This is a genomic window from Blattabacterium cuenoti, from assembly GCF_014252355.1.
Lineage (GTDB): Bacteria > Bacteroidota > Bacteroidia > Flavobacteriales > Blattabacteriaceae > Blattabacterium > Blattabacterium cuenoti_AD.
The window spans coordinates 555,918-567,420 of sequence record NZ_CP059217.1 but is presented as its reverse complement, the minus strand read 5'-3'; the positions used below and the strand labels follow the sequence as shown (position 1 = coordinate 567,420).

General features: G+C 22.4%; 11 protein-coding genes. All 11 read left to right on the top strand.

All coding sequences use genetic code 11. From position 1 onward, the window contains the following. Window positions 1-232: 232 nt before the first annotated feature. The 11 genes from H0H38_RS02780 (at window position 233) to rplU (ending at window position 11,503) form a co-directional block, all read left to right on the top strand. The gene (locus H0H38_RS02780; RefSeq protein WP_238785400.1) at window positions 233-1,393 is read left to right on the top strand and encodes a mechanosensitive ion channel family protein; all 1,161 of its coding nucleotides are present in this window, start codon (window positions 233-235) and stop codon (window positions 1,391-1,393) included. A gap of 57 nt (window positions 1,394-1,450) precedes the next feature. After that, on the top strand, window positions 1,451-2,218 hold the full coding sequence (locus H0H38_RS02775) for an alpha/beta fold hydrolase (protein WP_185872758.1): 768 nt from the start codon (window positions 1,451-1,453) through the stop codon (window positions 2,216-2,218). A gap of 13 nt (window positions 2,219-2,231) precedes the next feature. After that, complete coding sequence (locus H0H38_RS02770) at window positions 2,232-4,523, top strand: aconitate hydratase (RefSeq protein WP_185872757.1); 2,292 nt, start codon at window positions 2,232-2,234, stop codon at window positions 4,521-4,523. Between the two features lie 111 nt (window positions 4,524-4,634). Beyond that, window positions 4,635-5,510, top strand: a complete 876-nt coding sequence (locus H0H38_RS02765) for a prolipoprotein diacylglyceryl transferase (protein WP_238785399.1) — start codon at window positions 4,635-4,637, stop codon at window positions 5,508-5,510. A 50-nt stretch (window positions 5,511-5,560) separates the two neighbouring features. Then, the gene (locus H0H38_RS02760; protein WP_238785398.1) at window positions 5,561-6,022 is read left to right on the top strand and encodes a DUF192 domain-containing protein; all 462 of its coding nucleotides are present in this window, start codon (window positions 5,561-5,563) and stop codon (window positions 6,020-6,022) included. 3 nt (window positions 6,023-6,025) lie between these two features. Further along, on the top strand, window positions 6,026-6,355 hold the full coding sequence (locus H0H38_RS02755; RefSeq protein ID WP_185872755.1) for a HesB/IscA family protein: 330 nt from the start codon (window positions 6,026-6,028) through the stop codon (window positions 6,353-6,355). Window positions 6,356-6,358: 3 nt separating this feature from the next. After that, window positions 6,359-7,789, top strand: coding sequence for a Fe-S cluster assembly protein SufB (gene sufB, locus H0H38_RS02750; protein WP_185872754.1), 1,431 nt, complete (start codon window positions 6,359-6,361; stop codon window positions 7,787-7,789). A 15-nt stretch (window positions 7,790-7,804) separates the two neighbouring features. Then, window positions 7,805-8,548, top strand: coding sequence for a Fe-S cluster assembly ATPase SufC (gene sufC, locus H0H38_RS02745; RefSeq protein WP_185872753.1), 744 nt, complete (start codon window positions 7,805-7,807; stop codon window positions 8,546-8,548). 38 nt (window positions 8,549-8,586) lie between these two features. Continuing rightward, complete coding sequence (locus H0H38_RS02740) at window positions 8,587-9,933, top strand: SufB/SufD family protein (RefSeq protein WP_185872752.1); 1,347 nt, start codon at window positions 8,587-8,589, stop codon at window positions 9,931-9,933. Continuing rightward, a complete protein-coding gene (locus tag H0H38_RS02735) occupies window positions 9,933-11,183 on the top strand; it encodes an aminotransferase class V-fold PLP-dependent enzyme (protein WP_185872751.1) in 1,251 nt (416 codons plus the stop codon). Before H0H38_RS02740 ends, H0H38_RS02735 begins: the two co-directional genes overlap by 1 nt. Beyond that, window positions 11,180-11,503: a 50S ribosomal protein L21 gene (rplU, locus tag H0H38_RS02730; RefSeq protein WP_185872750.1), complete on the top strand. Its 324-nt coding sequence runs from the start codon at window positions 11,180-11,182 to the stop codon at window positions 11,501-11,503. Before H0H38_RS02735 ends, rplU begins: the two co-directional genes overlap by 4 nt.

Genomic DNA, 11,503 nt, shown 5'->3' with positions numbered 1-11,503 from the left:
ACTTTTTTAATTTAACAATTGAATCAAAAATTTGTTTTATATTTTACTTTTTTGAAAATTAAAAACAACTTAATATCTATTATATTATTCAATCTTCCAAGAAAAATACAATGATTAAAAAATTATTGTGTATCATATTTAATAAAAACATTGGAATTGGTCAATATACAGTATGATGGGGATCATGATTTTTTTTTATCAATTATACATTCAAAAATGGTGGAGCATAATAATGATTATAATTGGAAAATTATTATTATTTATTATTTTTATTATTGTTATGGCATGTATTTTGAATAAAGGAGTACGTTTAATAAGTAGAAAAATAGGAGATTCTACTAATTTTAATTGGAACAATATTTTTTACGAAAATAAAGTTTTTAATAGTTTATCTCATTTTTTTACATTTTTTATTAGTTATATTTTAATTAACCCATTTTTTAATGAATATAAAAATGCAATTATTTATATATCAAAAATATTTGATATATTATTTGTTTTGATTATGTTACAATTTTTAATTAGAGTAATTAACTCTATTATGAAGATTGCTACTAATGAAAATAATCATCAAACAATTGCAGTAAGATCTTTTTCTCAACTTTTGAAAATTGTATCTGTTATTTTTTGTTTTTTAATTATTATCGCAATATTAACAAAAAATAATCTTACAACTATATTCACTAGTTTAGGAGCAATTACTGCTATTTTAATTTTAGTATTTAGAGACGTAATATTAGGTTTTGTTTCTGGAGTTCAAATGGCATTTACTAAAATGATTAAAGTAGGAGATTGGGTTGGTATTCATAAATATAAAGTAGAAGGAACGATAAAAGAAATTAATTTAATTTCTGCAGAAATAGAAAATTTTGATAAAACTATTACAATTGTTCCTACTTATGATTTAATATCTACAGCAATCACTAATTTTGAAGTCATGAAAAGAAAAAACATTAGAAGAATTAAACGATCTATTCTATTTGATATTAGATCATTTCATTTTTGTAATGCTTCAATTTTAAAAAAATTTGATGAAATACAGTTGATTAAAAATTATATTCAAGAAAAAGAACGAGAAATAGAAATGATAAATCAAAATCAATTTATTAAAAATTCGTTTTTAAAAAAAATGAATTTAACAAATATAGAATTATTTCGACAATATGCTTTATCATATTTATATCAACATCCAAAAATATCAAATAAAGAGGTATTAATGGTTAGAAATTTAGAACCAACACCATATGGATTACCTGTGGAATTTTATTGTTTTGCTATAACTTCTGAATCTATACGATATGAAAAAATACAATCAAGTGTTTTTGATCATTTATTAACTGCTGCTAAAGAATTTAATTTATTAGTTACACAAATTACTTCAAATCAAAATTGATCAAATATTGATTAAGATTAATACTATTATAAGTACTACTTTTTAATAATTATAAAAATGATTTTATATTCTCAAGTTTTTGGTCAAGGGGATCCTCCTATTATAATACTTCATGGATTATTTGGAAATGGCAGAAATTGGATGTCTTTTTCTCAAAAAATATCTAAATATTATCAAATTCACTTAGTAGATATAAGAAATCATGGAAATAGTTTTTGTTCTACTACTATGAATTATGAATGTATATCAAAAGATATTTTATACTATATTAATCATTATAATTTGAAAAATCCTATTATAATTGGACATTCTATGGGAGGAAAGGCTGCTATAAAATTTTCGTTAAATTATCCATTAATTCCAAAAAAAATTATTATTGTAGATATATGTCCTAAAAATTATTATAATGATGATAATTATAATATATTACAGGCATTAAATTCTGTAAATTTTAACGTAATACAAACAAGAAAAGATCTTGATATTTTTTTATCATCATCAATTAAAAATATAAAAATTAGATCTTTTTTTTTAAAATCAACTAATATAAAAAGTAATGGAAAATTATCATTTAGTTTTTTTTTATATGGTATTTCAAAAAATTATCATTTTCTTCAAGAAAAAATAACAGGAGGAATATATAAAAATCCTACATTATTTATGAGAGGAGAATATTCTGAATATATTTTATATCAAGATTATAGTTTAATAAAAAAAATGTTTCCTAATTCTTATATAATTACGATTAATAATTCTAAACATTGGATACACATAGATAACCCGATTGATTTTTATCAAAAAGTTTATGATTTTATAAAAAATTAATAAAAAAATAATTATGATTTTTGATTTTAATATGATTAAAAATTTTTATTCAACTTTTGAAGTTAAAATAAATGAAATAAAAGCAAGAATAGAAACCCCAATGACCTATTCTGAAAAAATATTGTATTCCCATCTATATGATTTAAAAAATAATATAATTAAAAATTATTCTGATTTAAAATTGATGCCCAATCGTTTAGCTATGCAAGATGCAACAGCTCAAATGGCATTATTACAATTTATGCAGACAAAAAAAGACCATACTGAAATTATTACTACTATTCATTGTGATCATCTAATACAAGCTAAAGATGGATATCGATATGATGTCATAAATTCTGAAATTAAAAATCAAGAAATATATCATTTTCTCAAATCTGCAGCTGAAAAATATGGAATAGAATTTTGGCCACCTGGATATGGAATTATTCATCAAGTTCTTTTAGAAAACTATGCATTTCCAGGAGGATTAATACTGGGAACAGATTCTCATACTCCTAATGCTGGAGGACTAGGAATGTTAGCAATAGGAATAGGTGGGGCAGATGCTGTAGAAGTAATGTATGGTCTCCCTTTTATTTTAAAAAAACCAAAAATCATTGGAGTTCATTTATCTGGTAAATTAAGTGGATGGGCGTCTCCTAAAGACGTAATATTAAAATTAGCCGGTATGATAGGTGTATCTGGTTCTATAGGTTACATTATAGAATATTTTGGAAAAGGATCTGAAACATTATCATGTACTGGCAAAGCTACCATATGTAATATGGGAGCCGAAATTGGAGCTACATCATCTATATTTCCGTATGATGATAAAATGGAAGATTATTTATATAAAAGTGGAAGAAAAAAAATATCTGAAATGTTACATCCAATTAAAAATCTTTTTCAATCAGATATACAAGTTTATGAAAATCCAATCAAATATTATGATAAAGTTATTAATATTAATTTATCTATGATAGAACCACATATTAATGGGCCTTTTACTCCAGATATAAGTATTCCAATTTCTAATATGAAAAAAGAAGTATTAAAACATAATTGGCCAAATAAGATAGAAGTAGGATTAATTGGGTCTTGTACAAATTCATCATATGAAGATTTTTCAAAAGCAATATCTATTATTCAACAAGCCAAAAATAAAAAATTAAAACTATGTTCTGAATATTTAATTACACCAGGCTCTAATATAATTTATTATTTAATGAAAAAAAATGGATGGTTATCAATTTTTAATAGTATTGGAGCTAAAATATTTTCTAGTTCATGTGGGCCATGTATTGGACAATGGTGTAGATATAATAAAAATAATAACAATAATATAAAACAAAACACAATTATTCATTCTTTTAATAGAAACTTTTCGTCTAGAAATGATGGTAATCCAAATACATATGCTTTTATAGCATCACCAGAAATTGTAACAGCATTAGTATTTTCTGGCAATTTAACTTTTAATCCACAAGAAGATAGTATAAAAAATGCAAATGGAATCAATATAAAATTAGATACTCCTAAATATAGTGATATTCCAATTTTTTTTAAAAATAAACAAGAAAAATTAAAATTAATTGGATATAAATTTTTTTATACAAAAAAAAATAAAAAGAATAATATATCGATTAATATAAATCCTACATCAGAAAGATTACAAAGATTATCCTCATTTCCATATTGGAATAAAAAAGATTTATTAAATCTTAGATTATTAATTAAAATAAAAGGTAAATGTACTACAGATCATATATCTATGGCTGGATCTTGGCTTAAGTATAGAGGACATTTGGAAAATATATCTAATAATTTATTAATTGGAGCAATTAATTCATTTAATAATAAAAATAACAATATTAAAAATGTTATAACAAAATATTACGGTACTGTTTCAGTAGTTGCTAAATATTATAAAAGTGCAAATATAGGTACTGTAATAGTAGGAGAGGAAAATTATGGAGAAGGATCTTCAAGAGAACATGCAGCTATGGAACCACGTTATTTAGGAATACGTGTTGTTTTAGTAAAATCATTTTCTAGAATACATGAAATTAATTTAAAAAAACAAGGTATTTTAGCATTAACTTTTTTAAATATATCTGATTATGATAAAATAGATGAAGATGATTTTTTGAATTTTTTTATAAGTAATTATAATTTTAAAAATGGTAAAAATATAAAAGTTAAATTAATTCATCAAAATGGTTGTGTTGATAATATAACTGTGAAACATTCTTATAATGAAGAAGAAATTAAATGGTTTGAATATGGATCTTATTTAAATTTTATACAACAAAATAAATTTTAATATGTATGAAAAGTTTTTCAACTTGGATAAATAATTTAAAATATTATTTCATATACTTTATGACATTTCATTATTCATATAGTTATTATATTATATAATAAATTATAAATAATGATATATATAAATTGGGATCCAATAAATAAATTTGTTTTTTGGGGATATTTTACTATTCATGTTTATAGTATAATGTTTTTTTTATCTTTTTTGATAGGCTGGTACATTATGAAATATATTTATGAATTAGAAAATATTTCTATAAAATATTTGGATTTATTATTGATATATACAACATTAGGAACTATTATTGGAGCTAGATGTGGCCAAATATTTTTTTATGATTTTTCATATTTTTCTGATCATTGGATTGAAGCATTTTTTCCAATTAAAGAAAAAAAAACACATATTTTATTAGGGATTATTAAAGGATATGAATTTGTTGGATTTAGAGGCCTCTCTAGTCATGGTGCTACAATAGGTATAATTATATCTAGTTTTTTATACATAAAACAAGTAATTCAAAAACCTTTTTTTTGGTTAACTGATAGATTATGTATAGTAATTTCATTATCGGCATTCTTTATAAGAATAGGAAATTTTTTTAATTCTGAAATAGTAGGTAAACCTTCTAATTTACCTTGGTCTGTAATATTTTATCAAATGGATAGTGTATATGGATCATCATTAATTCCTAGACATCCTACTCAGATATATGAATCTATTATTTATTTTTTTGTTTTTTTATTATTATGTATATTTTTTTTTATAAAAAGATATCAATATATTGTTGGATATTTATCTGGTTTATTTTTTACAATTGTTTGGTCATTTCGTTTTATTTTAGAATTTTTAAAAGAATCACAACACCATGAATTAATTAATAATGATATTATTTTGTTAAATACAGCTCAATGGCTAAGTATTCCTTGTATTATATTTGGAATGATTCTTCTTTTGATTATAAAACAAAATAAAAAGTTTTTTTCTTAAAAAGAATGAGAAAAATATTGGTTATTATTTTTTTTTTATTTTTATTGATTATGATTTCTTCTGACAAACAAGATAATGAAGATAATATGTTTTTTGATATTGGAAATCAATTAGAAATTACTTTTATTAAAGATGGAGAATTATATATAATAAATAATAACAATAATATAAAAAAGATAGATGTGGAAATAGCTACAGATAAAATAAAAATCAATAATGGATTATCATATAGATCTTCTTTAAAAGAAGATAGAGGAATATTATTCATTTTGAATAATACAGCAGAGATAAATAATTTAAATATGAAAAATATTAGAATTCCTTTAGATATTATCTATATAAATAAAAATTATGTTGTGTCGTTTATTAAAAAAAATGTTATGCCAATGGAAGATATAATGCCCATGGCAAATAATATAAAATATATTTTAGAGATTAATTCTGGGTTATGTGATAAATTTAGTATTAAATTAAATAAAACAAAATTTTTGTTAAAAACAATAAAAAATTAATATATGATTATTATATCTGATCAAGCTAAAATTAAGTTAGTTTCTCTTATGAAAGATGAAGGATTATCTCATCATAGTTCATTTATAAGATTTGGAGTTAAAAATGGAGGATGTTCTGGCCTATCATATGAATTATCTTTTGATAATCAACAAAATAAAGAAGATAAAATTTTTCATTATAAAGAAATGAAAATTTTGATAGATAAAAATAGTTATCCTTATTTATTAGGAATAACTTTAGAATATTCAGGAGGATTAAATGGAAAAGGATTTTATTTTAAAAATCCTAATGCTCAACATACTTGTGGTTGTGGCAAAAGTTTTTCATCATAAAATATGAAAAATAACAACAAATCATTGGATGATTTTATTAATTCTGAATATAAATATGGATTTTATACACCTATAGAATCATATCAAATACCAAAAGGGTTAAACGTAGAAATTATTAAAACAATATCAAAAAAAAAAAATGAACCGGATTGGATGTTAGATTGGAGATTAGAATCTTATTCAAGATGGAAAAATATGAAAATTCCAACTTGGTCAAATATTAAATATAATATACCTAATTTTAAAAATATTATATATTTTTCTGCTCCAAAAATAAAATTAACTAGAAATGAATTAAAAAATAAAAAAACAGAATTATCACAAACATTTGATAAATTAGGTATTTATACAAATAATTATGTTGCTACGGATTTTGTATTAGATTCTGTTTCATTAACTACTACATATCAAGAAAAATTATTACAAGAGAATGGTATTATATTTTGTTCCATTAATGAAGCTATAACAAAATATCCAAATTTAGTTAAACAATATTTTGGTTCAGTAGTTGGTAATCAAGATAATTTTTATGCTGCACTTAATTCAGCTGTTTTTTCGGATGGATCTTTTTGTTACATTCCAAAAGGAGTACGTTGTCCTATGGAATTATCTACTTATTTTAGAATTAATGAAAGTGGAACTGGACAATTTGAGAGAACTTTAATTGTAGCTGATAAAGGATCTTATGTTAGTTATATAGAAGGGTGTACTGCTCCTCAAAGAAAAGAAAATCAATTACATGCTGCTGTTGTAGAAATTGTTGCTTTAGATAAAGCTGAAGTTAAATATTCTACTGTGCAAAATTGGTACCCAGGAAATAAACAAGGTATAGGAGGAGTATTCAATTTTGTCACAAAACGTGGATTATGTGAAAACATGGCTAAGATATCTTGGATTCAAGTAGAAACTGGATCTTCTATTACTTGGAAATATCCATCATGTATTTTAAAAGGTGATGGTTCAATTGGTGAATTTTATTCATTGTCTATGACTAAACATTTTCAACAAGCTGATACAGGAAGTAAAATGATCCATTTAGGAAATGGAACAAAAAGTGTTATTATATCAAAAGGAATATCTTCTGGGAATGCACAAAATAATTATCGAGGATTAGTTAAAATATCTGAGAATGCTAAAAATTCTAGGAATTTTTCTCAATGTGATTCATTATTAATAGGAAATAAATGTGGAGCACATACTTTTCCAAATATTGATGTTCATAATTCCACTTCTCAAGTTGAACATGAAGCAACTACATCCAAAATAGGAGAAGATCAAATTTTTTATTGTAATCAAAGAGGAATAGGGAAAGAAAAAGCTATTTCTCTTATTGTTAATGGATTTAGTAATAATATTTTAAATAAATTACCAATGGAATTTTCTATAGAAGCAAAAAAACTTTTGGAAATTTCCCTAGAAGGGACTATAGGATAATCAAATCATCATTATATGTTACATATTGAAAATTTACATGTGTATATTAATAAAACTCCAATTTTGAAAGGATTAAATTTAAAAATTTTACCTGGAGAAATACATGTAATTATGGGGCCTAATGGATCAGGTAAAAGTACATTAGCATCTGTTATATCTGGAAAAGAAGAATATAAAATAACAAAAGGAAATATTTTGTTTAATAATAAAAATTTAATTAATTATTCTCCTGAACAAAGATCTCAATTAGGTATTTTTTTATCATTTCAACATCCTATAGAAATACCAGGAATTTCTGTTATTAATTTTATCAAAACATCGATTAATGAAATTAGAAAATCAAAAGGATTACCAGAATTACCAGCTAAAGATATTATAATAAAAATGAGACAAATTGCTAAACTTTTAAAGTTGGAAAAAGATTTTTTTTATAGATCTTTAAATGATGGATTTTCAGGAGGAGAGAAAAAAAAAAATGAAATTTTTCAAATGGCTATGTTAAATCCTTTGTTATCTATTTTAGATGAAGTAGATTCTGGATTAGATATTGATTCTTTACGCATTATTTCAAATGTAATCAAATTATTAAAAACCAATACAAATTCTATTATTATTATTACACATTATAAAAGATTATTAGATTATTTATTTTCAGATTATATTGTTCATGTATTACATAATGGAACCATTGTGAAATCTGGAAATAACAAATTAGTGGATAAATTAGAAAAACAAGGATATGATTGGATAAAAAACTAATTATATATTGAAAAAGTAATAATATATTATGTATTTGTATGGAAAACGAATGTTTTTTAAAAAAAAAAATAATTTCTTCTTTTTCAGAAAAACACTATAAAGGAGAACATGTTTTTATTTCTGAATTAAGACGTAAAGCAATTAATACTTTTATTAAAAAAGGGTTTGTATTGTCTAATAATAGATATAATAAATTATTTTCGATTTTTGATAAACATTTTAATTTTTTTTCAAGCAATATAGAAGAAGTAGTACATAAAAACTATACAAGAGTACAACGAATAAAGAACTTGATAGGGGGTTATGGTAAAGATTCTTATATTATTGTCTTTATTAATGGACAATATGATTCTATTATTTATCCTGATAAATTAGAACAAAATATTATTATATCTAATCTTTTTGCACAAAAAGAAAAATATATTAAACCATTTTATGATACTTTATTAAATTTATATTATAATCCATTTAGTGTAATAAACACGATGTTTGCAAAAAATGGTGTTTATATATATATTCCTGATAATATTATTTTAAAATATCCAATAGAAATATGTAATATTTATACACAGTCTTATGAAAAGACTATGTTATATTTAAGGAATTTAATTATAGTTGGAAAATATTCTTATGTAAAAATTATTGAAAGTTGCAAATCATTATCATTGGAAAAATCTGCATTAATTAATAATTATGTAACTGAAATTTATGCTATGGATAATAGCAAAATTGATTATTATAAAGTCCAATATGGTTTGGAAAATACATCATATATTTTGGATAATACTTACATTAAACAATATATGGATAGTTCTTGTTCTACATATACTTTATCATTGACAGGAAAATTTATTAAAAATAATCTCAATTTTTTTTCTCATGGAAATAATACTTCATCTTATTTATATGGAATTTCTTTGTTATCTAAACAACAAATAATTGACAATGAAACATTCATTCAACATTTATTCTCTAATTCAAAATGTTTACAATTATATAAAAATATTTTATTAGATCAATCAATGAGTATTTTCAATGGAAAAATTTTTGTTAGTAAATTTATTAAAGGAATTAATGCTTTTCAGAAAAATCAAAATATTCTTCTTTCAGAAGAAGCTCATGTTATATCCAAACCTAAATTGGAAATTTTTTCTAATGCCATTAGATGTTCACATGGATGTACTATAGGACATTTTAATAAAAATGATATATTTTATTTACAATCTAGAGGAATTAGTGAATATAATGTACAAATTTTATTGTTGATTGCTTTTTTAGAAGAAATATTAAAAACTATTAATATTAGTAAAATTAAAATATTAATTATTAATTATATAAAACACAAAATTAAAATAAATATTAAAAAAAATACATATAATGTATAATGTTTTCACAAAAAAAAATTAAAGAAATTAGAGATCAATTTCCTATATTAAAAACTAAAATTAATGATAATTCTTTAGTATATATTGATAATGCGGCTACTACTCAAAAACCAATAAAAGTTATTCAAACAGCAAATGAATTTTATATAAAACAAAATTCTAATATTCATCGAGGTGTACATTTTTTAAGTCGACAAGCTACTGAGAAAGTAGAATTTGTTAGAAAACAAATACAAAAGATGATTCATGCTAAATTGTCTTCAGAAATTATTTTTACAAAAGGAGCAACGGAATCTATTAATTTAATTGCTTACAGTATTGAGCCCTTGATTAAAAAAGGAGATGAAATTATTATTTCATATATGGAACATCATTCTAATATTATTCCATGGAAAATTCTTTGTGATAGAAAACAAGCAACATTAAAAATTATTCCAATTAATAAAAATGGCTTATTAGAATTAGAATATTTTGAATCTATTATATCATATAAAACTAAATTAGTTTCCATCACTCATTTATCTAATGTATTAGGAATTATAAATCCAGTAAAAGATATTATAAAAAAATCTCATAAGTATGGATCAATGGTTTTAATTGATGGAGCACAAGTTCCATCAAATTTAGATATAGATGTACAAGATTTAAATGTAGATTTTTATGTATTTTCTGCACATAAAATGTATGGTCCTACTGGAATTGGAATATTATATGGGAAAAAAGATATTTTAGATACAATACCTCCTTATCAATCAGGAGGAGAAATGATTAAATATGCAAGTTTTAAAAAATGTAATTATTCAGATCTACCGTTTAAATTTGAAGCTGGGACTCCAAATATAGAAGGAATTGTTGTTTGGGGTAGCGCTATTGATTTTGTTCAAGAACTTGGAATAAAAAATATTCAATTATATAAAAAAGAACTTTTAATTTATGCAATAAAACGTTTAAATTCTATAGATGGAATTCATTTATATGGAGGTGGGATGAATAATATTGATGTTAAATCAAGTATTATTTCTTTTAATTTAGATAGATTACATTATTTTGATGTTGGTATGATTTTAGATAAATTAGGAATTGCAGTTAGAACTGGAACTTTATGTGCACAACCATTAATTAATTTTTTCAATGTAGAAGGTATGATTCGTGTTAGTTTTTCTATCTATAATACTTTTCAAGAAGTAGATTATCTTTATGAATGTCTTATTAAAGCAAAAAATATGCTATTTAAATCAGTTATATTATGATATATGCTATTGTTAATATTCGAGGAATACAATTTAAATTTATTGAAAATAAATATTTATATATTCCTTTTAATTGTGAGATGGAATTAGGAACACATGTTATGTTTGATCAAGTATTATTTTTTTATAAAAATGGAGTAATTAAAATAGGAAGCCCATTTTTAGAAAAAATAAAGATTAAAGTTGAAATTTTGAAACATGTAAGAGGAAATAAACTAATTATTTTTAAAAAAAAAAGAAGAAAAGGTTATAAAGTAAAAAAAGGATTTAAACCTAAATTTACTAAGTTAAAAGTAATTAATTTTTTAGAAAAAAAATAA